Here is a 25,660-nt window from a genome sequence, read left to right as displayed (position 1 = left end):
GTTATCTACTCTTGGCGCGCGCCGCCGTCAAAGCCGCAATACGCATAATCACCCCCACGGCCTGCTCCATCCCCTCAAGGGTGATGAACTCGTGCTTGCCGTGAAAATTATAACCGCCGGTAAACAGGTTCGGGCAAGGCAACCCTTTGAATGACAGCTGTGCACCGTCTGTGCCGCCGCGAATCGGTTTCATCACCGGCTCTATATCGCAATCGCGCATTGCCTGTTGCGCCAGCGCAATCACGTGCGGATGGTGGGCAACCTGATCGCGCATGTTGTAATAGCTGTCCTCGATCGCCACTTCGATATAGCAGTCTCGCGGCAAACCGCGCCCCACGGTTTGCGCCACTTCGATCATTTTACGCTTGCGCGCCTCAAAACCTTCACGCTCAAAATCACGCAGGATGTAATGCATCTCGGCGCGCTCAACGTGCCCTTTGATGCTGCTCAGGTGATAAAATCCTTGATAACCTTCGGTATTTTCCGGCGTTTCATCCGCCGGCAGTGCATGATGGAAACGCGTCGCCAGCGACAATGCATTCACCATCACCCCTTTGGCGGTGCCGGGGTGCACATTGTTACCGACGATCTTCACCGTCACCGTCGCCGCATTGAAATTTTCACACTCCAGTTCACCCACGCCGCCGCCGTCAACGGTGTAGGCCCACTCGGCATTGAAAGCGGCAACATCAAACACCTGCGCCCCTTTGCCCACCTCTTCATCGGGAGTAAAGGCAACGCGGATATCGCCATGGGGGATTTTTTGCTGTTTCAAGCGCATCATCGCGGTAAGGATTTCGGCAATCCCCGCTTTGTCATCGGCACCCAGCAGCGTTTTACCGTCGGTAGTGATCAGCGTTTGCCCCAGCATCTGATGCAGGATCGGGAACATGACCGGTGAAAGCACCTCATCACCAATGCCCAAGGCAATATCGCCCCCGCGGTAATTTTCCACAATCTGCGGCGTCACGTTCTTACCGGAAAAATCCGGTGAAGTATCCAGGTGGGAAATAAATCCAATCGTGGGTACCGGCCAAGCGACATTGCCAGGCAACGTTCCCATCACACAGCCATGCTCGCTGAGCGAGACCTGTTCAAACCCCAGCTCAATCATTTCCTGTCGCAACGCACGCGCCAGCTTCAGTTGCCCATCGGTACTAGGCACATGTTTGACGTTCGCTTTAGCCTGTGTGTCGAAAGAGACGTAGTTAAAAAAGCGATCAAGTAGTTTATCCATGGTTCCGCCCTCAGAATTTCGCGTTTCATTATGCGGAACCGATTCGGATCAAATATTGAGACAGGTCATTAATAATCAGATTTACCTGAAATCATTAGAATCAATAACGATTTACACCGGGGTAGCTCGATGCCCCCGGCAACAGCATTAGCCTGCGCCGTTATAGGGGATATCCGCACGCTCGATCTTACCCATCAGCAGCTTGTGCACGAAACGTGGCACCACTTCACTGGCCGGGCCATAGTGCTTCTCATCAAACTGGCTTTCCACCTGGCTAGGTTCCAGGTTCAGCTCAATGGTATAGGCCCCCGCCGATCGCGCCTCATGAACAAAACCTGCCGCCGGATATACATGGCCGGAAGTACCGATTGCCACGAAGAAATCGGCTTTGGCCAGCGCTTCATAGATTTCAGTCATCCTTAACGGCATTTCACCAAACCACACCACGTGCGGGCGCAACGGTGCCGGAAACTGGCAGCAGTGGCAACGATCGTCCACGCTCAGATCGCCAGGCCAGTTGAATACCTGCCCGGAGTTGGTGCAACGCACTTTCAGCAACTCACCGTGCATATGCAGCACCCGCTTACTGCCGGCGCGCTCATGCAGATTATCAATATTTTGCGTTACCAGCAGGAAGTTATCCCCCAGCCACTCTTCAAGCTCCGCCAGCACGCGATGAGCGGCATTAGGGGCGATGCCCGGTTGCTGAAGCTGCTGGCGGCGCGCGTTATAAAACGCCTGCACCAGCGCCGGATCGCGCCTATAGCCTTCCGGGGTAGCGACATCTTCTACCTGATGTTCTTCCCATAGCCCGTCGTCCGCGCGGAAGGTGCGGATCCCCGACTCAGCAGAGATCCCGGCCCCCGTCAGCACCACAACAAAAGGCTTCTTCAACTCTGCCGCCGCCATAGTGTCTCGGTGGAAAATCCGTGAACGAAAACGCTGATGCAATACATGCTTATTCTTGCGAAACCGACACAACCGATGGCGAGTGTGCATGAACTCTCCTTATTTATTACGCACCAAATTGAGAAACGCAGCCCCACGAACCCCGCCAGCATCGCCATAACGCGCCTTCTCGATGCGTGGCAGCTTAGCCACACGCAGCAGATGTGCTGGCAGGCGCTGCGGCAACGCCTGGTAGATCGCGTCGAAATTCGATAGGCCACCGCCAATCACCACCAGATGCGGATCAACGATGGTCAGCAAATTACCGAGGCATATCGCCAACACGTCCAGAAAACGATCAACATGCGCCACGGCCTGTGGCTCACCCGCCAGATAATGCGCAATAATCTGCTGCGCAGGCAAGTGCTGCTGATAAAAGTGGTGGTACATCCACTCAAAACCGCGGCCCGATATGTAATTTTCAATGCAACCGTTATGGCCGCAACCGCAGGCTACGCGAGGTATATCACGCCCCAACACCTCCAGCGCATCCACCGGCAAGCGAAAATGGCCGAATTCGCCAGCGATATAATTGCGCCCAGACAGCACGTTGCCATCGACGATCAACCCGCCGCCCACGCCAGTACCAAGGATAATGCCCAACACGGTAGGATAGTGACGGAATTCATCATCCCAGGCTTCTGACAAAGCGAAGCAGTTGGCATCGTTATCGACCTTGACCTCACGGCCAATCAGCGTGCCCAGATCGCGCGGTAGCGGTTGCCCCATGGCGGCTGGTACGTTGGCAGTAAACAGGGTGCCATCTTCATTCGGCAGGCCGGGAATACCTATTCCCACCGAGCCTGGCGAACCACACAGCGCATCGGCCTCATGGGTGAGATCGCGCAGCACGGCCAGCAATTGCCGGTAATCGTCGCGCGGCGTTGGCACCCGTTTTTGCCAGATACGCTGCAGATTGGCATCGAATACCCCCAGTTCAATCTTGGTGCCACCCATATCGAAACCGTAGTACATAACTCAGCCTCCGGCTAAAAAAATGGGGCATATCAGCCCCTAATGCCAATCAGTTAAGCGCAAAGCGGCATAATCATGCATCAATGGCTCAAGACGTCGCCCCCTCTCCCTAACCCTCTCCCCAAGGGAGAGGGAACTGGTTAGCCTTAACTGACTGGCATTGCATATCAGCCCCAGGTTTTTATTATTGTCCGCTCAATACGCGCGCAGGATCGATCCGGCTGGCACGCCGGGCCGGATACCAACTGGCCAACAGGCTGAGCACAATTGCGGTTGCCAGCACGATCAACACATCCAGCCAGTGCAGCTCGGACGGCAGGAAGTCGATAAAATAGATATCGCCGGAAAGGAAAGAGTGTCCCATCAGCTTTTCGATGCCTTTGATCAGATTGGTCAGTTGCAGCGAGGCGATAACACCAACCACCACGCCGCTGAGGCTACCCACCAGCCCGGCCAGCAAGCCATACCAGATAAAGATCGCGCGGATAAACCCATCTTTGGCACCAAGAGTCCGCAGCACCGCGATATCACCGCTTTTGTCCTTCACGGCCATCACCAGCGTGGAAACGATGTTGAAGCAGGCCACTCCGATCACCAGCACCATCGCCAGATACATAATGGCGCGGATCATCTGAATATCGCGATACATATAGCCGTAGGTGCCGATCCAGCTTTTGATATAAACGTAGGCGTTAGTGACTTCCCCGGCATCGCGCACCAGCTTGTTCGCCGCGAACACGTCATTCACTTTGATCGCAAGACCGGTGACACTGTCACCCATATCCAGATACTGCTGCGCGTCGGCCAGCGGCACCAGCGCCAGGCTGTGATCAAGCTGGCCGCTGAGTTGCAGAATACCAGCCACCTGCAGACGGATCCGCTTCGGTTGCAGCAGTTTCATTTCCGGGTCGCTGTTTGGGATCATCACCGTGACATAGGAACCTGCTTTCACCCCCAGCGCTTCGGCAACGCCTTTGCCCAGAATCACCTGTTGTTCACCGCTTTTGAAATTGGCCCAAGCATCGCCCTGCACGTATTTTGGCAATGCGCTGAGCTGGTTTTCCTGGGCAGGATCAACCCCTTTGACCTGCACCGCACGCAGTTGAGTGCCATTCTCCATCAGGCCGGTAAAGTTGATATAAGGTGCCGCGGCCAAAATGCCCGGCACTTTTTCCACCCGCTGCTGGATCTCCGGCCAGCCTTCGAACGGTTGATTAACCGGTTCGATCTCACCGTGCGGCACTACCGCCAGAATGCGGTTCTGCAGTTCACGTTCGAAACCGTTCATTGCACTCAGGCCGACGATCAGCACCGCCACCCCTAGCGCAATGCCAATGGTGGAAATCACCGAAATCAGCGAAACCATACCACCGCGCCGCCGGCCACGGCTGAAGCGCAGCGCCATCAGCAAGGAGAGTGGCGAAGCGCTCATTACTCAGCCCCCATCAGGGTCAGGTGAGCCTGCAGATGGCCATCGGCCATTTCCAGCTGGCGGCTCAGGCGTTTGGCAAGTTGCAAATCGTGGGTCACTACCAGAAACGCGGTGCCCTGGCGCACATTCAGTTCGCCCAGCAAATCGAAAATGCTGTCGGCGGTGCGTTTATCTAGGTTACCTGTCGGTTCATCCGCCAACACCAGCGATGGGTTGTTCACCAGCGCTCGGGCGATTGCCACACGCTGGCGCTCGCCGCCAGAAAGCTCAGAGGGGCGATGTTTGCTGCGTTTTTCCAGCCCAACCGCCGCCAGCATCTCCAGCGCCTTTTCCTGCGCCAGCGCCGGTTTCACCCCGCCAATCAATAGCGGCATGGCGGCGTTTTCCAACGCGGTAAAGTCCGGCAGCAGGTGGTGAAACTGATAAATAAAGCCAAGCTGACGGTTACGCAACTCGGCCTTGGCGGCAGAAGACAGCGTGTTCAGTGACTGGCCCTTGAAGATCACTTCGCCAGAAGTGGGGGAGTCCAGCCCGCCCAGCAGGTGCAGCAAGGTACTTTTACCGGAACCCGAACTGCCGACGATCGCCATCATCTCGCCCGGTTGCATGGCAAAACTGACATTGCGCAGCACATCGGTATGCAGATTGCCTTCCTGATAGGTCTTGCACAGGTTGTCACACTGCAATAAAGGATGATTACTCATAACGTAAAGCCTCAGCGGGTTGTACGGCGGCAGCGCGCCATGAAGGGTAAAGCGTGGACAACAGGGAAACTGCCATCGCCGCCACGGCAATGATCGCGACCTGCAGCGGATCAACCGCCACCGGCAGCGAAGCGCCGTCAATCAAAGCGCCCAAGATCGGCATCAGGTTGTTCAGATTGCTGGCCAACAACACGCCCAACAACGTGCCAAACAGCGAACCGATAATACCCGCGCTGGCCCCCTGTACGATAAAGACCAACATAATCTGGCGCCGCGTCAGGCCCTGGGTTTGCAGGATTGCAACTTCTCCCTGCTTCTCCATCACCAGCAGGCCCAGAGAAGTAATGATGTTGAATGCCGCCACCGCGACGATCAGGCTGAGCAGCAGCCCCATCATGTTTTTCTCCATACGCACCGCCTGGAACAGCTCGCCCTTGCGCTCGCGCCAGTCTTTCCATACGGTGCCTTCTGGCAGCGTTTGCTGGCTGAGGGTATCCACCTGCAGCGGTTGTTGCAGGAACAGACGCCAGCCGGTGATATTCCCCGCCGGATAGCGCATCAGGCGCGAGGCATCCTGCTGATTGGCCAACAGTTGGTAGCCATCCACCTCACTGTTGGCATGGAAAGTGCCGATAATGGTAAACAAACGCTGGCTGGGAATGCGCCCCATTGGGGTGAACTGGCTGGCGCTCGGCACCATCAGGCGCAGTTGATCGCCACGTTTGACGCCCAACTGCCCAGCGAGCTGTTCACCGATGATCAGGTTGTACTCACCCGGCTGCAATTGCTGCAGTTTGACGTTGATGAGATAGGGTGACAGCGGATCGGCTTCGTTGGGATCCACCCCAAGAATCACCCCCACGGCGACGCTGCGCGCGCTTTGCAATACCACATCGCCGGTGGTCAGCGCAGCCACGCGGGTTACCCCTTGCAGCCCCTGCACCGCCGACGCCGGGAGTTGCTCAGGATAGATCGAGCCCTGCTTAGCGCTAATCAGCGCCTGCGGCATTAAACCCAGAATGTTGTTTTCGAGATCTTTTTCGAAACCGTTCATCACCGAAAGCACGGTGACCAATGCCATCACACCCAGCGTAATACCGATGGTGGACAGCCAGGAGACAAACCGCCCGAAGCGGTCTGAGGCTCGCCCGCGCATATAACGCAGGCCAATGAATAACGCGACAGGTTGATACATGAAATCCGTTTAGTTGCCGTAGCTTAAGCACAGTGAGCATGGATAATAATGGCTCCACCCGGTTTATGGAACCACCCGGCGGGTTTTATTCTCTTAACGGCGGTTAAATAACGCCCAACGGCAGCCTTGCCTACGCTTTACCTGTGTCAGTTTCTTAAACGCTGGGCTAGTATAACTGAGGTAGAGGCGCGCCGTTATTTGCGCCAGGCAAACAGGATTTTGTGGTATTCACGCGTCAAGCGCACGGTGAACACCACAAAAACTGTTATTCAATTCATTGATTAAAGATAACTGAATGAGCACTTCTGATAATAGCCGCCGTTCCGCATCATCATCTTCCCGTTACTCTCTCCCTGACCGCGCGGGTGATTTACGTCAACTGGGGCAACTGACCGGCTCTGCCTGCGCGGTGGAATGCGCCGAGATCGCCGAGCGTCATCACGGCCCGGTGATGCTCATCGCCCCGGATATGCAAAATGCGCTGCGGCTGCGTGACGAGATCCAGCAGTTTACCGACCAGAAGGTAACCACCCTTTCCGACTGGGAAACGCTGCCGTACGACAGCTTCTCACCGCATCAGGAGATCATTTCAGCGCGTCTGTCCAGTTTGTATCACCTGCCAAGCATGGCGCGCGGCATTATTATCCTGCCGGTCAATACCCTGATGCAGCGCGTTTGCCCGCATGAGTTCCTGCACGGCCATGCGCTGGTGATGAAAAAAGGCCAGCGGCTGTCACGGGATCGGCTGCGTGCTCAGTTGGAGCAGGCTGGCTACCGCAGCGTCGATCAGGTGATGGAGCACGGCGAGTTCGCCACCCGTGGCGCGCTGCTCGATCTGTATCCGATGGGCAGCGAAGAGCCTTATCGTATCGACTTCTTTGATGATGACATCGACAGCCTGCGCATTTTCGATGTGGATACGCAGCGTACGCTCAGCGAAGTGGATGCCATCAATCTGCTGCCCGCCCATGAATTCCCCACCGATAAAACCGCCATTGAACTGTTCCGCAGCCAATGGCGGGAACAGTTTGAAGTGCGCCGCGACGCCGAACATATTTATCAGCAGGTGAGCAAAGGCACCTGGCCTGCCGGTATCGAATACTGGCAACCGCTGTTCTTCAGCCAGCCATTGCCTTCTTTATTCAGCTATCTGCCCGCCAACACGCTGGTCGTGAACACCGGTAACCTGGAGAGCGCCGCCGAACGTTTCTGGCTGGATGTCAACCAGCGGTTTGAAAGCCGCCGGATCGATCCAATGCGCCCGTTGCTCGCCCCCGATACGCTGTGGCTGCGTGTGGATGCCCTGTTCGCCGAACTGAAAGCCTGGCCGCGCATGGCGCTGAAAACCGACGATCTACCCGCCAAGGCAGGCAGCACCAATCTGGGTTATCAGACCTTGCCTGATTTGTCCGTACAGGCGCAGCAGAAAGCTCCGCTGGATAATCTGCGCCGATTTATTGAAGGCTTCAGCGGCAGCGTTATCTTCTCGGTCGAGAGCGAGGGCCGCCGTGAAACATTGCAGGATTTGCTGGGCCGCATCAAGCTAAGTACCCACCTGATTCATCACCTTGATGAGGCTCAGGCGCCGGGCCGTTATATGATGATTGGTGCTTCCGAGCGCGGCTTTCTAGATAGCCTGCGCAACCGGGCGCTGATCTGCGAAAGCGATTTGCTGGGTGAACGCGTCAGCCGCCGTCGGCAGGACAACCGCCGCACCATCAATACCGATACCCTGATCCGCAACCTGGCGGAGCTGCATCCTGGCCAACCGGTGGTGCATCTGGAACACGGCGTAGGGCGCTATGTCGGCCTGACCACGCTGGAAGCCGGTGGTATCAAGGCGGAATACCTGATCCTCTCTTACGCGGGCGAGGACAAGCTGTACGTGCCAGTCTCCTCCCTGCACCTGATCAGCCGCTACGCCGGGGGCTCTGACGAGAATGCGCCGCTGCACAAACTGGGCGGCGATGCCTGGTCGCGAGCGCGGCAGAAAGCAGCCGAACGCGTGCGCGACGTGGCCGCAGAGCTGCTGGATATTTACGCGCAGCGCGCTGCCAAATCCGGCTTTGCCTTCAAGCACAACCGCGAGCAATATCAGTTGTTCTGCCAAACCTTCCCGTTTGAGACCACGCCCGATCAGGAACAGGCCATCAATGCCGTGTTGAGCGATATGTGCCAACCGCTGGCGATGGATCGCTTGGTTTGTGGCGATGTCGGCTTTGGTAAAACCGAAGTGGCGATGCGCGCCGCGTTCCTGGCGGTGGAGAACAATAAACAGGTGGCGGTATTGGTGCCGACCACCCTGCTGGCACAGCAGCACTTCGATAACTTCCGCGATCGTTTTGCCACCTGGCCGATCCGCATTGAGATGATGTCACGTTTCCGCAGCGCCAAAGAGCAACAACAGGTGCTGGAACAAACCGCCGAAGGTAAAGTTGATATCCTGATCGGCACCCATAAACTGTTGCAGAGCGATCTGCGCTGGAAGGATTTGGGGTTGCTGATTGTCGATGAAGAACACCGCTTCGGCGTGCGCCACAAAGAGCGCATTAAAGCGATGCGCGCGGACGTGGATATTCTGACGCTCACCGCCACGCCGATTCCACGCACCTTGAATATGGCAATGAGCGGCATGCGCGACTTGTCGATCATCGCCACCCCACCGGCACGCCGGCTGGCGGTAAAAACCTTCGTGCGCGAATACGACAGCCTGGTGGTGCGCGAAGCCATTCTGCGTGAGGTGCTGCGCGGTGGGCAGGTGTATTACCTGTACAACGATGTGGAAAACATCGACAAAGCAGCAGAAAGGCTGGCGGAACTGGTGCCTGAGGCGCGTATTGCTATCGGCCACGGCCAGATGCGCGAGCGCGATCTGGAGCGGGTGATGAACGATTTCCACCACCAGCGCTTCAACGTGCTGGTCTGTACCACCATTATCGAAACCGGTATCGACATTCCGAGTGCCAATACCATTGTTATCGAGCGTGCCGATCGCTTTGGCCTAGCGCAGTTGCATCAACTTCGTGGTCGCGTTGGGCGCTCTCACCACCAAGCCTACGCCTACCTGCTTACGCCACATCCAAAAACCATGAGCGCCGACGCGCATAAACGCCTGGAGGCGATCGCCGCGCTGGAAGATTTGGGCGCGGGTTTCGCACTGGCAACGCACGACTTGGAGATTCGCGGTGCAGGCGAACTGCTGGGTGAAGATCAGAGCGGGCAAATGACCACCGTCGGTTTCTCGTTGTACATGGAGCTGTTGGAAAGCGCGGTTGATGCCTTGAAGAACGGGCGCGAACCTTCGCTGGAAGATCTCACCAGCAATCAGACCGAAGTGGAACTGCGCATGCCAGCCCTGCTGCCGGATGATTTTATTCCTGATGTGAATACCCGCTTGTCCTTCTACAAGCGCATCGCCAGCGCCAAAAATGCGGGCGAACTGGAAGAACTGAAGGTGGAGTTGATTGACCGCTTCGGGCTGTTGCCGGACGCGGCCCGTCATCTGCTGCAAAGCGCCGCGATGCGTCAGCAGGCGCAGAAGCTAGGTATCAAACGTATTGAAGGCAACGAACGCGGTGGATTTATCGAATTTGGCGAGAAAAACCGTGTTGACCCTGGCTATCTGATCGGTCTGTTGCAAAGCAAACCGCAGGTTTATCGCCTCGACGGCCCGGCTAAGCTGAAATTTATGCTGGATCTCACCGATCGCCCAGCCAGGCTGAAGTTTATTGAAGAACTGTTGGCCGCCTTCAGGGAACATACGCTGGCAGCCTGATGGCCTAGCCAGCCAGGGCGAGGGGTTTATCGTACGATGATCTTCCCCTCACCCCGCGCGGCTTGAGACTCTCACCGCTTAACTCACGCCTTATTCAGCACCAGTTGCCCACGTTTATCCAGCGGGATCTGGGTACCTGGGTCGTGATCCATGCGGATTTTGCCCTGCTGGTTGCCGATCTGATAAGTGACGTCGTACCCCAGCGTTTTCTGCGATTTATCATAAACCGTTTTGCAGCGCTGCTGTGTGCTGGTGGTGGTATCGTTATTCTGCAGGCTTCCCTGAACCTGATTACCGGCATAGCCGCCCCCTAAGGCACCCACCACGGTCGCCACATCGCGGCCTCTGCCCCCGCCGAACTGATGGCCAATCACGCCGCCAGCAACGGCTCCGAGCACCGAACCGGCGATGCGGTTTTCATCCTGCACGGGCGCGCGATGGGTCACGGTGACGTTACGGCACTCCTGCCGTGGCGTTTTGATGGTCTCTTTAATGGGTGTTGCAGTGAGAACCTGCGCGTACTGCGGGCCGGCAGAAAACACGTCCATACTGGCCACGGCCGCAATCCCCAGAGCGGCGGCAATACCAATTCCAACACCGGCTAACATTGACTTGTTCACAGGAAATCCTCTTGAATGTATTACCACGCATTTTGTACCGGAAAATCCACCGCCGTTACCGACTGCGCAACGGTGGCTCGCGGTTCACGGCGTGCGCGACGCGCCGTCTGTAAACGCGATAAAGTCTGCGTAATACCCCTAAGCCCTGCAATAAGACGATTTCCCTAAAAAGGCCATAAATCTCGCCAAGGCTTATCTTTTAGGATGAGTCTTAACAGTTTCACTTTTATTTTAGCGTTTTCATCTAGCCAATAACTTTTATGCAGCCTATTTCACGCTATATCCGTGATACATCAGGAAGCTGAGCAATAAAAAACCCACACGGGCGAGCCTGCGTGGGTTTTTATTGCCGTAACGGCGAAACGGTATCAGTGCATTTTCAAGCGCGGACGGATCACTCGGTTAATCCCCCCCACCAGCATCATCAGCCCGGTTTTGGTGTAGCCGTGCAGCGCCACCTGGTGCATGCGGTACAGTGAAATATACACCACGCGCGCCACGCGCCCTTCGATCATCATCGAACCGCGCATCAGGTTGCCCATCAGGCTACCAACGGTACTAAAACGCGAAAGCGAGACCAGTGAGCCGTGATCTTTATACACATAAGGCTTCAAAGGCTGCCCATTCATCAATGCCAGAATATTGGTAAAACAGCGCGATGCCATCTGATGCGCAGACTGCGCTCGTGGTGGCACAAAACCGCCGCCCTCACGTGGGCAAGAGGCACAGTCACCGATGGCGAAGATATTGGGGTCACGCGTGGTTTGCAGCGTAGGTTCCACCACTAGCTGGTTGATACGGTTGGTTTCCAGCCCGGCAATGTCTTTCATAAAGTCCGGGGCCTTGATGCCTGCTGCCCACACCATCAGATCGGCATTGATAAACTCGCCGCCTTTGGTATTCAGGCCATTCTCATCAGCACTGGTCACCATGGTATTGGTTAGCACGCGCACCCCCAGGTTATTCAGTTCCTGGTGAGCAGCGGAAGAAATGCGCGGTGGTAAGGCAGGCAGAATGCGTTCACCGGCTTCAACCAAGGTAACTTTCAGCGCACTGTTGTCCAACCCTTCAAACCCATAGCTGTGCAACTGTTTTACCGCATTATGCAGCTCGGCAGACAGCTCCACACCGGTAGCCCCCCCACCCACGATGGCGATATTAACGCTTTCCTTCTCGCCCGGCTTGGCCGAAAACTTGAGGAACAGGTTCAGCATTTCATTGTGGAAACGGTGCGCCTGATGCGGGTTATCCAGGAAGATGCAGTTGTCTCTCACTCCTGGGGTACCAAAATCATTTGACGTACTGCCCAGCGCCATCACCAGAATGTCGTAACTCAGTTCGCGCGCAGGAACCAGCTCAATCCCCTGCTCATCACAAATCTGCGTCAGTTGCAGCGTCTGTTTTTCACGGTCTATATTGACCAGCGAGCCGAGTTGGAAATTGAAGTGATGATTACGGGCATGTGCCAAGTAACTCAGCGCATCAACGCCATCATCCAGCGAGCCGGTAGCCACTTCATGCAGTAACGGTTTCCACAGGTGACTGTGGTTGCGATCGACCAATGTGATCTCAGCTTTGTTCTTGCGACCCAATTTGTGCCCGAGGCTGGTTGCCAGCTCTAAGCCACCGGCACCACCGCCGACAATCACAATTTTTTTCTTTGGCGTTGTCAAAATAACCCCCTAAATGTGAACCTATTGTTATCTAAGGGTAAAGAATAATATCCTTAGAATACATGAGGTTCGCGTAAATTAAACCTGCTATCTAAGGCCAGAATAGCATGAGAGGTTATTTGGTCATACCAAAATTGATGTAGGTCAAACTTTTTTGGTTAAAGGCTGGACGAAGGGATTTTTTGGGGATTGTGATTCAAATAGTTAGCGCCCGATCACAGTTCCGTTTTTTATTGCTGGCCAAACATAAAAGACCACTAAGCCACCTTGAAGCCACCATCGCTGCCCTTTTGGAGCCGCCATGGTGGCCTGGAATAGCGTTATAAAATTGTTACGCGAGAGTCTTGAACGCCTTGATGCGTTGCAGATGTGGCGAGATATTTTTGAACTTGTGCGTCTGCTGTTCGTCCCAAACGATCTCATAGTACTTATGCAGCAGATCTGCGCTGCGCTGATTGTCTAACATCTCATCATGACGGGAAAGCACCACCAGACAGCGATCGCGGTTCTTCTCACGAAAATCCTCCACACACTTGGTGGCGATATCGCGATATTCTTCCGGCCGATCGATCTTGCCGAGCATGTTTTCTTCCGGGTACAGGTTCGGATTAAAGATCACCTGGCGGATACCGCACAAGAAGCCAATGCGCTCGGCCCAAAAGCCCCCCAGGCCCACACCGCAGATCAGCGGGCTGTTATCCCCTTCCTGCTGAACCGCTTTATCCACCTCTTTTAGCAAATGCTGCATGTCATGGCGTGGATGCAAAGTGCTGTAACTGACGAAACGCACGTCCGGATCGATGAACTGTAACTGCAAAACCTTTTCATGATTGCCGGGACTGTTAGAATCGAAGCCATGTAAATAGATAATCATGTGGATCCTCGCAACAAGCTGGGGATCGCCATGCAATCCCCATCATTAACGCCGCATTACGACGCCCTACTCATTCACCGTGCACAACGCTGTTTATGTTCTTCCCAGCGTTCGCTCAACGCACTCAACTGCTTGTGCGCCAACTGCCAGCGCTCGGAATCACGCAGTTCCTGACGGGTGAACTGACCGCGATGATATAACTGTCTCAGTTTTTCTACTTTGACCGGGAACAGGTTATCCAGCACGCTGACCGCGCCCGCACGGTTATTACACACCAGAATCATATCGCAACCGGCATCCAGCGCCGCCTGACCGCGCTCGGCGTAGCTGCCCATGATCGCTGCTCCTTCCATCGACAGATCGTCTGAGAAAATAATACCGTCAAAACCCAGCTCCTGGCGCAGAATCTGTTTCAGCCAGTAGGGCGAACCGCTGGCCGGGCGCGCATCTGCTTCAGTATAGATGACGTGGGCAGGCATCACGGCGTCGAGCAAGCTGCGGCCAATCAGCTCGCGGAAGATCGACATATCCTGCTCACGAATTTGCGCCAGCGGGCGTGAGTCGCGCGGGGTTTCTTTATGCGAATCCGCCGTGACCGCGCCATGCCCGGGGAAATGCTTGCCGGTGGTCTTCATGCCCACGCTGCGCATCCCCTGAATAAAGCGCTCGGCCATCGCCAATGCCTGCTGTGGATCGCTGTGGAATGAACGTTCGCCGATCGCTGCACTGGCATGCCCCAAATCCAACACCGGAGCAAAACTGATGTCAATATCCTGGGCGATCATTTCCGCGGCCATCAGCCACCCGGCTTCTTGGGCCAGCCGCCCGCCTTCCTGTGCATCGTTGAGCGCGGCGAACGACTGTGCGGCCGGTAAGCGGGTAAACCCTTCGCGGAAACGCTGCACGCGCCCCCCTTCTTGATCCACCGCTACCACCAGCCGATCGTGGGATGCTGCGCGAATCTGCCGCACCAGCTCACGCAGCTGTTCAGCATCGTGGAAATTACGGGTAAACAGGATCAAGCCACCCACCAAAGGATGCTTTAAAATCTCTCGTTCTTCTGCGTCCAGCTCGTAGCCGACGACATCTAGCATTACTGGGCCCACGGCCACCTCACTTCATTAATTCATTGAGAACAGCAGGATGATAAACAAAAGCGCTGGTATAGCGCTGCGCTCCAGCGCAAAAACTCACGATCCCCACTCTGCTGCCAGCGGACTTCAAACCACATCAGCATCAGGTAATCCACCCAAGGTAGCCAACGTTGTACCTGAGCAGCCAGTTGCCCGCAGTCTGAATAGCCGTGCTGCGCATAGTGGCGTAAAAAATTGTGCTGGGTAGCCGATGAGAACTGATTAAAACGGAACAGTGCGGCCAGTTCCAAGGCAATATCACCGTCGGCGGCATATTCCCAGTCAATCAGCCTTAGCCGCTCGCCCTGCAGCAACAGATTACCGCGGTGGATATCCATATGCAGCGGCGCTAACTTCAGCGGCTGCGGTGGCACGCTGCGCATAAATGTATGCTGCCAACTTAGCCAGGCAGGGGTCATGCGCCGCCGATCGATCCGTTGCCAGTAACGGGCAAGCTGTTGCTGCAGATTTAACCGATAGCCGCTCAGTGGCCGATGATGCAGTTCCGCTATCAACGCCGCCAATTCGCCATTTTCAATTAATGCGCGAAAAGCGGCTTCACTGATGTTGTCACCAGTAAGCCATTCGACAATCAGCCAAGCGGAAGTTTGCAGCAACACCTGCGGCCCGAGCCCCGCACCACAACGCTTCAGCACCCGCGCTTCACGGCGGCGGCTGACGCCGAGCACATACTTATCCGGCATCTGCTGGCGAGCCAACAGACGTATTCCCGCCCCCTCTATCAGCCAGCTCTCACCGGTTAACCCTTGCACGGGGCGGAAATGACAACCGGCGGTATTTACCGCCGGCAGCCTGTTACTGATTAATCGCCGAAGCTGGGCCTCACTGCTTAACGTTGCCATTACCCGACCAGACGATTTCGCCGCTTTGTACCAGCATCAGTTGCATATCCATCACCGGGGCCTTTACGTCGCCGCTGACGTCGCTATACAGCACATACTGAGCATTGACGATGCGTGCCAGACCGATGGCTTTGCTGCGTGAACCCAGGCTATCCTCGGCAGACAAGCCGAGCGTTTGCTTGGCGCTGGCCAGCTGCGCTTCCGGCACGATGCTGAAGGTTTGATTCGACGCCAACGCCTGGTGCAAGGCGGCGGTGGCCTGCGATATCTGCAGCGCGCCGTTGGTGTTATTTTTGACACTGTCCAGCAGCAGTACGCTGCCCGTGCTCACGCCATCCGTTTTCAACATGTCGTTGACTAACGGCTGCACGCTGCCCAGCCAATCAAGCTGCTGCAGTTTCGGTGGCTGTGGCACTGGCTCGGGAGCCGGTGGCTGCGGTTTCGGTTCTGGCTGCTGAACCGGTTCAACGATCACCGGTGGCTGCTGCGGCTCTGGTGGGCGCGACGGACAGCCGGTTAACACTAACGCGGCCAACGCCACAAATAGATACTTTTTCATTATCCCTCTCCAACGGAACCCAAGGCTTATAAGAATAGATACAGACGCGCACGTTTAGCATCAAAGTTACCATTCAATGAATAGACCTCAACGCCTGAATTCGCTGCAATAGTGACGGTACGGGGTTGTTCGACAGGCAGGATATCAAGCCCTTGCGGGTCGTACCAATAGAAGCGGTAATGGATCGTCACCGGGGTATTTTGGCTATTGCTTACTACCGAAGCCGCCCGCACGCCAGCTGAAGTTGTGGTTATCGACGGGTGATCGGTCACAATGCCCGCAGTCAGCACCGACGAATCCATCACCACCGTTTGCCTCTCATTCACCGCAATGCCTTGTGGGCTACTGCACCCCATCAGCATCACGGCAGGTAAAACAAGCGCCATCAGGCAACGCAAGGTTTGGGGATAGCGCATGGAGCTCCTCAATTAACGTGGCAGCAGCGGGCCCAAGACACGCCCACCGACCAAATGCATATGAATATGGTAAACCTCTTGCCCACCGTGGCGATTGCAATTGACGATCAGGCGATAGCCATCTTCCGCAATCCCTTCCTGCTCGGCAATTTTAGCCGCCACGGTGATCATACGCCCCAATGCCGCTTCATGGGCGGAGGTGACATCATTCACGGTGGGGATCAGCACATTCGGCACAATCAGGACATGGGTGGGTGCCTGCGGAGAGATATCACGAAATGCGGTGACCAACTCATCCTGATAAACCACATCAGCAGGGATTTCACGGCGGATAATTTTACTGAAAATAGTTTCTTCGGCCATCTCGAGCTCCTTGTGAACATAAAAGATTTACGCAGTATGAGTGACAAATTCTACCGCTTTCAACCGGATTGCGCATTTTCCGCATTGAGTGATGCAGAATTATTCAGCCATGACAAGATTAACACGCCTCCCCCCTCTCTAAATTCACCATTCGCCACCGCAGTGACAAACGCTTCACGATAAAGTACCTGTAATAGCAGCAGCTCAATGCGTTACCGAAAACCATAAAAAAAGGGAGGCTTTCGCCTCCCTTGCAAGCTCCCCAGCCTGAATCAGTTGTTACGGATGTACTCATCCATATCTGTTTTCAGGTTATCGGATTTGGTACCAAAGATGGCCTGAACACCAGAGCCTGCAACTACCACCCCCGCAGCACCCAGTTTCTTCAGCCCAGCCTGGTCAACCTTGGATACGTCGGCCACGCTGACGCGTAGACGTGTAATACAAGCATCCAGGTTAGTGATGTTTTCCTTACCACCAAATGCCTGAACCAAAGCTGCAGACATTTCAGAACCGCCCTGAGCAACCTGATCAGCACTCGTATCTTCACGACCAGGCGTTTTCAGATCCAGTTTCGCGATCAGCACACGGAAGATGGTGTAGTACACCAGACCGTAGATAACCCCAACGATTGGGAACAGCCAGATTTTGCTGCTGTTACCGCTCAGTACAATGAAGTCGATCAGACCGTGTGAGAAGCTGGTACCGTCACGCATGCCCAACAGAATACAGATTGGGAATGCCAGGCCCGCCAGGAGCGCATGAATCGCGTACAGGATCGGTGCAACGAACATGAATGAGAATTCAATTGGCTCGGTAATACCGGTCAGGAACGAGGTCAGCGCAGCGGAGATCATGATACCGCCAACTTTGGCGCGGTTTTCCGGCTTAGCCGAATGCCAGATGGCAATCGCAGCGGCGGGCAGACCATACATTTTGAACAGGAAACCACCAGACAGCATACCTGCAGTTGGGTCACCCGCCATATAGCGAGGAATGTCGCCATGGAACACTTGGCCCGCTGCGTTGGTGAATTCACCGATTTGCATTTGGAACGGTACGTTCCAGATATGGTGCAGACCAAACGGCACTAGAGCACGCTCAACGACGCCATAAATAAAGAATGCCAATACTGGGTTCTGGTACGCAGCCCACTGTGAGAAGGTCTGAATAGCGGTACCGATAGGTGGCCAGATAAAGGACAAGACCACGCCCATCATGATCGCGGCTAGGCCGGAGATGATCGGCACAAAACGCTTACCGGCAAAGAAGCCCAGATATTCTGGCAGTTGGATGCGGAAGAAGCGGTTGAACATATAGGCAGCGATGGAGCCGGAGATAATCCCCCCGAGCACACCGGTATCGGCCAAATGTTTCGCTGCAATCTCTTCGGGTGGCAGATGCAACACCAGCGGAGCAACCACAGCCATGGTTTTCACCATAATGCCGTAAGCCACTACAGCGGCCAATGCAGAAACACCGTCATTGTTAGTGAAGCCCAGGGCCACACCGATGGCGAAAATTAACGGCATATTGGCGAAGACTGACCCGCCAGCTTCTGCCATCACGTGGGAGACTACCATCGGTAGCCAGCTAAAGTTGGCGGAACCGACGCCCAGCAGAATACCTGCGATAGGCAATACGGATACCGGCAGCATCAGCGATTTACCTACTTTTTGCAGGTTTGCAAATGCGTTCTTGAACATAGTTGAGTGTGCTCCTGAGTAATGGTGCTTTGCTACTTCTCGCGAATTTTCGCGCTGCAAGGGGGGGAGAAAAACCCTTACAATTCGGGGTGTCTGAGCACCCCTTGAATTTTTACGCAGAGTAAAATAAATACCCTGGGTAATGTTTGATGGCAGTCACGTTTCAATGAATAAGAGCGCGGGTTTTTCTCTAAATCGTCTACTTTTTGTATTTTTCGATGAAAAAGAGACCCACTATCGCCATAAAACGGGTGCGAACAATACCCGTTTCAGCGATTAATTACGAGCTTAAAAAGAATTATACTCTTATCGACCGCCCCCTAAGCCTAGGCGAAAGATCAGAGTTTGAGATGAAATAAACGTGAAAAGTTGCTCGTGGTCGCCTCTGCCAACGTTTCCAGGCTTACACCTTTTAAGACGGCAAGATATTCAGCAACATCACGTACATAAGCAGGTTGGTTTTCTTTGCCCCTGTGTGGCACTGGTGCAAGGTAGGGAGAGTCGGTTTCCACCAGCATGCGATCCAGCGGCACATAGCGTGCCACCTCACGTAATGATTCTGCATTGCGGAAGGTGACAATTCCGGAGAACGAAATGTAGAAACCGAGATCCAGCAGCGCCTGAGCGGTAGCCAGATCTTCGGTGAAACAGTGCAGCACCCCGCCACACTCCTGCGCATTCTCTTCACGCAGAATAGCTAACGTATCTGCGCGGGCATCGCGGGTGTGCACAATCACCGGTTTGTTAAGCTCGCAGCCAATACGGATATGCTCGCGGAAAGAAGCCTGCTGCAGTGGGATATTGTCTTTCTGGTAGAAATAATCCAGCCCGGTTTCCCCTAATGCGACCACTTGTTCTGCCGCCGCCAGACGGCGCAGTTCCGCATAATCGTACCCCCCTTCCAGGTTCAGCGGGTGAACGCCGCAGGAGAAAGCCACATCGGCACGCGAGCCGATCAGTTGGGTCATGGCCTGATAGCCCGGCAGTGTGGTAGCCACCGCCAACACATAGCCCACATCGCGCGCTTTGGCTTTTGCCAAGGCATCATCAACGTTCTGATGCAGGGCATCAAAATCCAGGCTATCGAGGTGGCAATGCGAATCAACTAACAACATAGTAATAAACTCTTTTACAACGAGTGAGATTGTGAATAGCCAGTGGAACCTAACATCTGCTCCCAGCTAAGTAACTGTTCGGTGAGCAATAGCTCGCGGTTGACACCAGCAATATTGACCAACTGTTGGCGGCACTTCAGCCATTGTTGCACGATCTGCTGCAATGAAGTGCTGCTCAGGCGACTGGCCAGTTGCTGTATCAGCGGTTGCTGATCCTGATTCAAAACATAACCTGCCGCCCCCTGTTGCCATTTCATCGCATCGACCAGCAAAGCGCACAGCCAGTGCAGCCGCTCAGCGACGTCGTCATGATTAAGAACCGGGAGTAACGCCAGCATATCGCGCTGCGGTAAAGCGTTATTCAGCGCCGTACACAGCGCGCTACGCTGCTGCCAGAGCTGCGGTTGCAGTAACCGCTCGGCGGCAATTGGCGCGCCGTCATATAGGCGCAAGGCCGTAAGACGATCGACCGGGTTACCCGGTGCCTGGCGATTCAGCCATTGCAGGCTAAGCGCTTCGTCAGGGCTGGCTAAGTGCCAGTAGAAACAACGGCTGCGCAGCGTTGCCATCAGGCGCGAAGGTTCATTGCAAGCCAATAGAAAAAAGGTATTGGCAAGCGGCTCCTCCAAGGTTTTCAGCAACGCATTGGCAGCGGCCTCGGTCAGCAGTTCGGCCTGCGGCAGCCAAACCACCTTCGCTCCGCCCTGCTGGGCGTGTGAATAGAGGGTCTCTATCACCTGGCGAATAGGTTCAATGCCCAAACTGTTTTTGCCTTTTTCCGGCATCAGCACGTGATAATCCGGGTGGTTACCCGCCAGCATCAGCCGGCAGCTATGGCATTCCCCGCAGCTTTTCTCACCGTTGCGCTGTTGGCAAATCAGCCAGCGGCTTAATGCATAAAGTAACGCCTCGTCACCATTGCCCGGTGAAGCATGCACGAGCAAGGCATGATGGCCGCGACCAGCCGCATACTGCCCCACCAGTTGGCGATAAGGGACGTTGAGCCACGGATACCAGTTCATTACGCTTCTTCCTGCTGTTGCAACCACTGCGCAACCGCCTGGCGAATATCGGCGGTCACCTGCTCCAAAGGCTGTGCCGCATCAACGGTCACAATGGAATTGTCTTGCGCCACCAGTTGCAGATAACGCTCACGGGTGCGTTCGAAGAACGGTAACGCTTCCTGTTCAATACGATCCAGCTCACCACGTGCCCGCGCGCGCTGTAATCCAACCAGCGGTGGCAGATCGAGATACACGGTCAAGTCGGGACGAAAATCACCCAGGACGATATCGCGCAGCGACGCCATCAACTGCGGATCAACCCCTCTTCCACCGCCCTGATAGGCTTGTGACGAGAGATCGTGGCGATCGCCCACCACCCAGGCACCGCGTGCTAACGCCGGTTTAATCACGGTTTCAACTAACTGGACACGGGCGGCGTACAGCATCAGTACTTCTGCTTTGATGGTAGGCAGTTCACCATCAGTCCCGCGTTTAAACAGATCGCGGAGTTTTTCCGCCAGCGGCGTGCCACCAGGCTCGCGGGTGAAAACGATATCATTGATACCCCGCTCATTCAGTACGCTGACGATCGTATTACGTGCAGTGGTCTTGCCTGCGCCTTCCAGCCCTTCGATAACCACGAATTTACTTTTCATTCTTTTCCTTTAACGCCTGGCGGTAAGTGCGCACCGCCTCATTGTGGCTGGCCAGATTAGTGGTAAAGGTATGCCCACCCTTACCGTCGGCAACAAAATAAAGATAAGACGTTTTTTCTGGATTGGCCGCTGCCTCTAATGAAGCCCGGCTAGGCATCGCAATCGGCGTTGGCGGCAGGCCGCTGATCACATACGTGTTATAGGGCGTCGGGGTCTCCAGATCTTTACGGCTGATGTTGCCAGTATAGCTATCCTTCATGCCATAAATCACCGTGGGGTCAGTCTGTAATCGCATCCCCAAGCGCAGCCGGTTAACAAACACCGAAGCGACCTTGCCACGTTCTTCCGCTACGCCAGTCTCTTTCTCGACGATCGACGCCATGATCAGCAACTCATCCGGCGTTTTATATGGCAGAGTGGTATCTCGCGCATCCCAGATCTCTTGTAGCGTTTTGTTCATGCGCAGGTGTGAACGTTTCAACAGCGCCAGATCGCTGGTTCCGGCGGTATAAAGATAAGTATCAGGATACAAGCGCCCCTCAAGACTGCTACCAGCGGGTAGCCCCAGCGCCAGCGCAATCTCAGCTTCACTTTTCCCCGCCAGGGTGTGTTTGACATATTTGGCTTGCTGTAACGCCTGCAACCCATCACTCAGGCGCGCGCCTTCAATAAAACGTGCGCTGAACTGCGCTTCTTTACCGCTTGCCAGCAGTTTCAGCATTTCACGTACCGTCATCCCCGGTGTAAAACGGTAAGTACCTGCCTTGAACTCGGCCAATTCCGGTTCCAGCCGCAGCAACCAAGGGAACCATCTGCCGTTGTGGATCAGTTTATCGCGCACCAATAGCCCTTCCAGTGCCACCCGTCCGGTACCGGCGGGCAATTTGAACAGAGTTTCCTGCTGGATCGCCAATGGCGTATCGGCGAAGCGTTCAACGCGCTGGTGCCCCCAAAACGGCAGAGCGACAATCAGGGCTGCAACCAGCAAAATAATCTTGAGCTTTTTTCTCTTCATCAATCTGCCATCATTAACAATGTGGACGCAAAAAGTCATACATCTGACGCGAGTGATAGCGCCATGAGTGGGCCTCGTTCACCGGCAGCAATGGCATTAGCGCATTGCTCACCAGCACTTCATCGGCGTCAGCCAGCGTTGCCAGCGGTTCACTGACAGAATGCAGCTGATATTCGCTGCCTGCCAGTAACTCAATCACCCGTCGGCGCATCAGCCCTGCAACGCCCGCCTGATCCAGATTCGGCGTAAAGACCGCTTTCCCTTTACGCCAGAATAAATTGGCCGCACAGCATTCCACCAGCATACCGCTAGTGTCAAGCACCAGCGCCTCCTCGGCATTAGTCTGGTCAAGATGCGCACGGATCAGCACCTGCTCCAAACGGTTAAGGTGTTTTAACCCGGCCAATAGCGGATTGCGGGCTAACGCCACTGGGCTCACAGCCAGACGGATCCCTTGCTCACGCCACTGCAGGTAGTGCTGTGGGTAAGTACTGCGCGAAATAATTCGGGTAGGATGCTCACAACCGTGCGGGCTGTATCCGCGCCCACCGCTGCCGCGCGTGAGTATCGCTTTGACTACGCCCAGCGTGATAGATTCTGCCGCATGCACCATTTCACGTTCAAGCGCCAACCAGTCAGCGGCGGGCATGAGCAGACGTTGAGCCGCCTGCTGCATCCGCTCAATATGCCAGGGTAAAAGATCGATTTTCCCTTCCACGATCCTTGCCGTGGTGAAACAGCCATCACCAAACTGCAAACCGCGATCGCTCGGTGCCAAAGCATCATGCTGTTGCCCATTGATCCAGTACATAGTCTCCCCTCCCGCTGAGTTGCACCACAGCATAAAACGATAACAGCAGAGCGCACATGCCGAATGCGTCAGTACGATAAAAAAAGCCCGGTGATTAAACCGGGCTTCATCAGCTTTACAGTGAATTCACTACACGCGACGGAAAATCAGCGAGCCGTTAGTTCCACCAAAGCCGAAGGAGTTACACAGGGTGTACTCCATATTTTTTGTCTGGCGTGCTTCGTGCGGCACAAAATCCAGATCGCAACCTTCATCCGGATTATCCAGGTTGATGGTTGGTGGCACGGCCTGATCGCGCAATGCCAGTACGGTAAAGATCGACTCAATCGCCCCTGCAGCACCCAATAGGTGGCCGGTCATCGATTTGGTGGAACTGACCATCACGCTTTTGGCATCGCTGCCAAACACGGATTTCACCGCTTCGGCTTCGGCTTTATCACCGGCCGGCGTCGAAGTGCCATGCGCATTGATATAGCCAATTTGTGACGCCGTCACGCCTGCGTCAAGCAGCGCATTTTCCATCGCCAACGCAGCGCCCGCACCGTTTTCTGGTGGTGACGTCATATGGTAGGCATCGCTGCTCATACCAAAGCCAACGACTTCTGCGTAAATCTTCGCGCCGCGCTTTTTCGCGTGCTCGTACTCTTCCAGCACCATCATACCGGCACCATCACCCAGCACGAAACCATCGCGGTCTCGGTCCCAAGGGCGGCTTGCCGCCTGCGGGTTATCATTGCGGGTTGAGAGTGCACGAGCAGCACCAAAGCCGCCTACGCCCAGCGGGGTACTGGCTTTTTCTGCCCCACCGGCCAGCATCACCTCAGCATCATTGTAGGCAATGATACGCGCCGCATGGCCGATGTTATGCACGCCTGAGGTACAAGCGGTGGCAATAGAGATACTTGGGCCACGCATGCCGTACATGATGGTCAGATGACCAGCAATCATGTTCACAATGGTGGAAGGCACAAAGAACGGGCTGATTTTCCGTGGGCCACCGTTAACCAGTGAGCTGTGGTTCTCTTCGATCAAACCCAAGCCACCGATACCGGAGCCGATAGCGGCACCAATGCGGGTGGCATTGAGCTCGTTGATTTCCAGCCCCGCATCCTGCATGGCCTGCATGCCGGCGGCGATGCCGTATTGAATGAAGGCGTCCATCTTGCGCGCATCTTTGCGCGAGATGAAATCTTCAGAATTAAAATTCTTTACCAAGCCTGCAAAACGGGTTGCATAGGCAGTGGTATCGAAATGGTCGATCAGGCTGATGCCACTCTGACCGGCAAGAAGAGCGTTCCATGTGGACTCTACCGTATTGCCGACAGGAGACAACATGCCCAGTCCGGTCACAACTACTCGACGCTTAGACACGTTTGTCCTCCAAGGAGGGAAAATATGACACTAGGAATAGAAAAAACTTAGGCGGTCGAGTGACCGCCTAGATATGTTCGCTTACTGCTGGCTAGCGTTGATGAAATCAATAGCTGCCTGAACAGTAGTGATTTTCTCAGCTTCTTCGTCTGGAATTTCGGTGTCGAATTCTTCTTCCAGAGCCATTACCAGCTCAACGGTGTCAAGAGAATCAGCGCCCAAATCTTCAACGAAAGAAGCGTTATTTAAAACTTCTTCCTGTTTAACACCCAGTTGCTCAACAATGATTTTCTTAACGCGTTCTTCGATAGTGCTCATACTCTTAAATTTCCTATCAAAACTCGCTTTCGCGATGGTTTTCGTAGTGTATAAAATGTTGAAAAAGATGCAACTAAATCCCGGCTGGTCAAACCACGATTTTACGCTATTTTGCGGTTTTTACCGCAAATAACGCAAATGGTTTTCACATTTTTTAAATCATGTACATGCCGCCATTGACATGTAACGTTTCACCGGTGATGTAGCCAGCCTCATCAGAGGCTAAAAATGCAACAGCGCTGGCGATTTCTTTAGCATCCCCAAGCCGGCTAGCCGGAACCTGGGCCAAAATGCCTGCGCGTTGATCTTCTGTCAACGCCCGTGTCATGTCCGTCTCAATAAAGCCAGGTGCCACGACGTTGACCGTAATGCCACGTGAAGCAACTTCACGTGCCAAAGACTTACTAAAACCTATCAGACCGGCTTTAGCCGCCGCGTAGTTAGCCTGCCCTGCATTACCCATGGTACCTACAACAGAACCTATGGTGATGATACGGCCAAACCGCTTTTTCATCATAGCTCGCATTACCGCTTTTGACAGACGGAATACCGAGGTCAGATTGGTGTCCAGGATATCCTGCCACTCATCATCCTTCATTCGCATCAGCAGGTTATCACGCGTAATGCCGGCATTATTCACTAAAATGTCGATTTCACCAAATGCTTCACGAATCGATTTCAGTACGCTGTCGATAGATTGAGCATCAACAACGTTCAGCATGAACCCTTTGCCGTTCTCACCCAGGTACTGGCTAATGGCCTGCGCACCGCTTTCGCTGGTGGCAGTTCCGATTACCTTCGCACCACGTGCAACAAATGATTCTGCGATAGCCCGGCCAATGCCACGGCTGGCACCGGTCACCAGAACAACTTTTCCTTCGAAGCTCATTGTTTTCC

At 54.8% G+C, this 25,660-nt stretch carries 24 protein-coding genes; 1 reads left to right on the top strand and 23 read right to left on the bottom strand.

What is annotated here, in order from left to right; genetic code table 11:
• Position 1: 1 nt before the first annotated feature.
• The 6 genes from pepT to lolC form a co-directional block, all read right to left on the bottom strand.
• The gene (pepT, locus tag BMI79_RS00360; protein ID WP_076939860.1) at positions 2-1,237 is read right to left on the bottom strand and encodes a peptidase T; all 1,236 of its coding nucleotides are present in this window, start codon (positions 1,235-1,237) and stop codon (positions 2-4) included.
• Between the two features lie 147 nt (positions 1,238-1,384).
• A complete protein-coding gene (gene cobB / locus BMI79_RS00355) occupies positions 1,385-2,236 on the bottom strand; it encodes a Sir2 family NAD+-dependent deacetylase (protein ID WP_076939859.1) in 852 nt (283 codons plus the stop codon).
• Between the two features lie 9 nt (positions 2,237-2,245).
• The gene (gene nagK, locus BMI79_RS00350; protein ID WP_076939858.1) at positions 2,246-3,160 is read right to left on the bottom strand and encodes an N-acetylglucosamine kinase; all 915 of its coding nucleotides are present in this window, start codon (positions 3,158-3,160) and stop codon (positions 2,246-2,248) included.
• A 184-nt stretch (positions 3,161-3,344) separates the two neighbouring features.
• Positions 3,345-4,592 carry a lipoprotein-releasing ABC transporter permease subunit LolE gene (gene lolE, locus BMI79_RS00345; protein WP_076939857.1) on the bottom strand — a complete coding sequence of 416 codons (1,248 nt, stop codon included), beginning with the start codon at positions 4,590-4,592 and terminating at the stop codon, positions 3,345-3,347.
• Positions 4,592-5,296 (bottom strand): lipoprotein-releasing ABC transporter ATP-binding protein LolD, encoded by a 705-nt coding sequence (gene lolD / locus BMI79_RS00340; RefSeq protein ID WP_076939856.1) that lies wholly within the window; start codon positions 5,294-5,296, stop codon positions 4,592-4,594. Before lolD ends, lolE begins: the two co-directional genes overlap by 1 nt.
• Positions 5,289-6,491, bottom strand: coding sequence for a lipoprotein-releasing ABC transporter permease subunit LolC (gene lolC / locus BMI79_RS00335; protein WP_076939855.1), 1,203 nt, complete (start codon positions 6,489-6,491; stop codon positions 5,289-5,291). The genes lolD and lolC overlap by 8 nt, the downstream gene beginning before the upstream one ends.
• A gap of 295 nt (positions 6,492-6,786) precedes the next feature.
• Between lolC and mfd the strand changes: the two genes are divergently transcribed.
• Entirely contained in the window at positions 6,787-10,266 is a 3,480-nt protein-coding gene (gene mfd / locus BMI79_RS00330) for a transcription-repair coupling factor (protein ID WP_076939854.1), read from the top strand.
• An 83-nt stretch (positions 10,267-10,349) separates the two neighbouring features.
• Here mfd and BMI79_RS00325 read toward each other — a convergent pair whose 3' ends face one another.
• The 17 genes from BMI79_RS00325 to fabG form a co-directional block, all read right to left on the bottom strand.
• On the bottom strand, positions 10,350-10,886 hold the full coding sequence (locus tag BMI79_RS00325) for a glycine zipper 2TM domain-containing protein (RefSeq protein ID WP_167370506.1): 537 nt from the start codon (positions 10,884-10,886) through the stop codon (positions 10,350-10,352).
• A gap of 368 nt (positions 10,887-11,254) precedes the next feature.
• Complete coding sequence (locus tag BMI79_RS00320) at positions 11,255-12,559, bottom strand: NAD(P)/FAD-dependent oxidoreductase (protein WP_076939852.1); 1,305 nt, start codon at positions 12,557-12,559, stop codon at positions 11,255-11,257.
• 331 nt (positions 12,560-12,890) lie between these two features.
• Entirely contained in the window at positions 12,891-13,433 is a 543-nt protein-coding gene (gene ycfP / locus BMI79_RS00315; RefSeq protein ID WP_076939851.1) for an alpha/beta hydrolase YcfP, read from the bottom strand.
• A gap of 74 nt (positions 13,434-13,507) precedes the next feature.
• The gene (gene nagZ / locus BMI79_RS00310) at positions 13,508-14,527 is read right to left on the bottom strand and encodes a beta-N-acetylhexosaminidase (RefSeq protein WP_076939850.1); all 1,020 of its coding nucleotides are present in this window, start codon (positions 14,525-14,527) and stop codon (positions 13,508-13,510) included.
• A gap of 32 nt (positions 14,528-14,559) precedes the next feature.
• Positions 14,560-15,429, bottom strand: a complete 870-nt coding sequence (thiK, locus tag BMI79_RS00305) for a thiamine kinase (RefSeq protein ID WP_076939849.1) — start codon at positions 15,427-15,429, stop codon at positions 14,560-14,562.
• Positions 15,410-15,988 (bottom strand): penicillin-binding protein activator LpoB, encoded by a 579-nt coding sequence (lpoB, locus tag BMI79_RS00300; RefSeq protein ID WP_076939848.1) that lies wholly within the window; start codon positions 15,986-15,988, stop codon positions 15,410-15,412. The genes thiK and lpoB overlap by 20 nt, the downstream gene beginning before the upstream one ends.
• Before the next feature lie 26 nt (positions 15,989-16,014).
• Entirely contained in the window at positions 16,015-16,404 is a 390-nt protein-coding gene (locus BMI79_RS00295; protein WP_076939847.1) for a YcfL family putative periplasmic lipoprotein, read from the bottom strand.
• 12 nt (positions 16,405-16,416) lie between these two features.
• Positions 16,417-16,767, bottom strand: a complete 351-nt coding sequence (gene hinT / locus BMI79_RS00290; RefSeq protein WP_076939846.1) for a purine nucleoside phosphoramidase — start codon at positions 16,765-16,767, stop codon at positions 16,417-16,419.
• Positions 16,768-17,039: 272 nt separating this feature from the next.
• Positions 17,040-18,473 carry a PTS glucose transporter subunit IIBC gene (gene ptsG / locus BMI79_RS00285; protein ID WP_076939845.1) on the bottom strand — a complete coding sequence of 478 codons (1,434 nt, stop codon included), beginning with the start codon at positions 18,471-18,473 and terminating at the stop codon, positions 17,040-17,042.
• 338 nt (positions 18,474-18,811) lie between these two features.
• Complete coding sequence (locus tag BMI79_RS00280; protein WP_076939844.1) at positions 18,812-19,588, bottom strand: metal-dependent hydrolase; 777 nt, start codon at positions 19,586-19,588, stop codon at positions 18,812-18,814.
• A gap of 14 nt (positions 19,589-19,602) precedes the next feature.
• Positions 19,603-20,610 (bottom strand): DNA polymerase III subunit delta', encoded by a 1,008-nt coding sequence (holB, locus tag BMI79_RS00275; RefSeq protein ID WP_076939843.1) that lies wholly within the window; start codon positions 20,608-20,610, stop codon positions 19,603-19,605.
• Positions 20,610-21,248: a dTMP kinase gene (gene tmk / locus BMI79_RS00270; protein ID WP_076939842.1), complete on the bottom strand. Its 639-nt coding sequence runs from the start codon at positions 21,246-21,248 to the stop codon at positions 20,610-20,612. The genes holB and tmk overlap by 1 nt, the downstream gene beginning before the upstream one ends.
• Complete coding sequence (gene mltG, locus BMI79_RS00265) at positions 21,238-22,263, bottom strand: endolytic transglycosylase MltG (protein WP_076939841.1); 1,026 nt, start codon at positions 22,261-22,263, stop codon at positions 21,238-21,240. Before mltG ends, tmk begins: the two co-directional genes overlap by 11 nt.
• A gap of 13 nt (positions 22,264-22,276) precedes the next feature.
• On the bottom strand, positions 22,277-23,074 hold the full coding sequence (gene pabC / locus BMI79_RS00260) for an aminodeoxychorismate lyase (protein ID WP_076939840.1): 798 nt from the start codon (positions 23,072-23,074) through the stop codon (positions 22,277-22,279).
• A 129-nt stretch (positions 23,075-23,203) separates the two neighbouring features.
• Positions 23,204-24,445, bottom strand: coding sequence for a beta-ketoacyl-ACP synthase II (gene fabF, locus BMI79_RS00255; RefSeq protein WP_076939839.1), 1,242 nt, complete (start codon positions 24,443-24,445; stop codon positions 23,204-23,206).
• A gap of 81 nt (positions 24,446-24,526) precedes the next feature.
• Entirely contained in the window at positions 24,527-24,763 is a 237-nt protein-coding gene (gene acpP / locus BMI79_RS00250) for an acyl carrier protein (protein WP_004719003.1), read from the bottom strand.
• Positions 24,764-24,917: 154 nt separating this feature from the next.
• Positions 24,918-25,652 (bottom strand): 3-oxoacyl-ACP reductase FabG, encoded by a 735-nt coding sequence (gene fabG, locus BMI79_RS00245; RefSeq protein WP_076939838.1) that lies wholly within the window; start codon positions 25,650-25,652, stop codon positions 24,918-24,920.
• Positions 25,653-25,660 lie beyond the last annotated feature (8 nt).

This window comes from Serratia oryzae, assembly GCF_001976145.1.
In the GTDB taxonomy this organism is placed as follows: Bacteria; Pseudomonadota; Gammaproteobacteria; order Enterobacterales; family Enterobacteriaceae; genus Chania; species Chania oryzae.
Note: the sequence above shows the minus strand (reverse complement) of the source record. Positions and strands in the feature narration are given on the sequence as shown.

Excerpts from the sequence above, each read along its gene's own strand:
- lolC (WP_076939855.1), bottom strand. The coding sequence starts at position 6,491 with ATGTATCAACCTGTCGCGTTATTCATTGGCCTGCGTTATATGCGCGGG.
- pepT (WP_076939860.1), bottom strand. The coding sequence starts at position 1,237 with ATGGATAAACTACTTGATCGCTTTTTTAACTACGTCTCTTTCGACACA.
- ycfP (WP_076939851.1), bottom strand. The coding sequence starts at position 13,433 with ATGATTATCTATTTACATGGCTTCGATTCTAACAGTCCCGGCAATCAT.
- mltG (WP_076939841.1), bottom strand. The coding sequence starts at position 22,263 with ATGAAGAGAAAAAAGCTCAAGATTATTTTGCTGGTTGCAGCCCTGATT.
- lpoB (WP_076939848.1), bottom strand. The coding sequence starts at position 15,988 with ATGAAAAAGTATCTATTTGTGGCGTTGGCCGCGTTAGTGTTAACCGGC.
- BMI79_RS00280 (WP_076939844.1), bottom strand. The coding sequence starts at position 19,588 with ATGTTGTTAGTTGATTCGCATTGCCACCTCGATAGCCTGGATTTTGAT.
- nagK (WP_076939858.1), bottom strand. The coding sequence starts at position 3,160 with ATGTACTACGGTTTCGATATGGGTGGCACCAAGATTGAACTGGGGGTA.
- BMI79_RS00295 (WP_076939847.1), bottom strand. The coding sequence starts at position 16,404 with ATGCGCTATCCCCAAACCTTGCGTTGCCTGATGGCGCTTGTTTTACCT.
- cobB (WP_076939859.1), bottom strand. The coding sequence starts at position 2,236 with ATGCACACTCGCCATCGGTTGTGTCGGTTTCGCAAGAATAAGCATGTA.
- lolD (WP_076939856.1), bottom strand. The coding sequence starts at position 5,296 with ATGAGTAATCATCCTTTATTGCAGTGTGACAACCTGTGCAAGACCTAT.
- pabC (WP_076939840.1), bottom strand. The coding sequence starts at position 23,074 with ATGTACTGGATCAATGGGCAACAGCATGATGCTTTGGCACCGAGCGAT.
- ptsG (WP_076939845.1), bottom strand. The coding sequence starts at position 18,473 with ATGTTCAAGAACGCATTTGCAAACCTGCAAAAAGTAGGTAAATCGCTG.
- holB (WP_076939843.1), bottom strand. The coding sequence starts at position 20,610 with ATGAACTGGTATCCGTGGCTCAACGTCCCTTATCGCCAACTGGTGGGG.
- thiK (WP_076939849.1), bottom strand. The coding sequence starts at position 15,429 with ATGGCAACGTTAAGCAGTGAGGCCCAGCTTCGGCGATTAATCAGTAAC.
- hinT (WP_076939846.1), bottom strand. The coding sequence starts at position 16,767 with ATGGCCGAAGAAACTATTTTCAGTAAAATTATCCGCCGTGAAATCCCT.
- mfd (WP_076939854.1), top strand. The coding sequence starts at position 6,787 with ATGAGCACTTCTGATAATAGCCGCCGTTCCGCATCATCATCTTCCCGT.
- tmk (WP_076939842.1), bottom strand. The coding sequence starts at position 21,248 with ATGAAAAGTAAATTCGTGGTTATCGAAGGGCTGGAAGGCGCAGGCAAG.
- nagZ (WP_076939850.1), bottom strand. The coding sequence starts at position 14,527 with ATGCTAGATGTCGTCGGCTACGAGCTGGACGCAGAAGAACGAGAGATT.
- acpP (WP_004719003.1), bottom strand. The coding sequence starts at position 24,763 with ATGAGCACTATCGAAGAACGCGTTAAGAAAATCATTGTTGAGCAACTG.
- fabG (WP_076939838.1), bottom strand. The coding sequence starts at position 25,652 with ATGAGCTTCGAAGGAAAAGTTGTTCTGGTGACCGGTGCCAGCCGTGGC.
- lolE (WP_076939857.1), bottom strand. The coding sequence starts at position 4,592 with ATGAGCGCTTCGCCACTCTCCTTGCTGATGGCGCTGCGCTTCAGCCGT.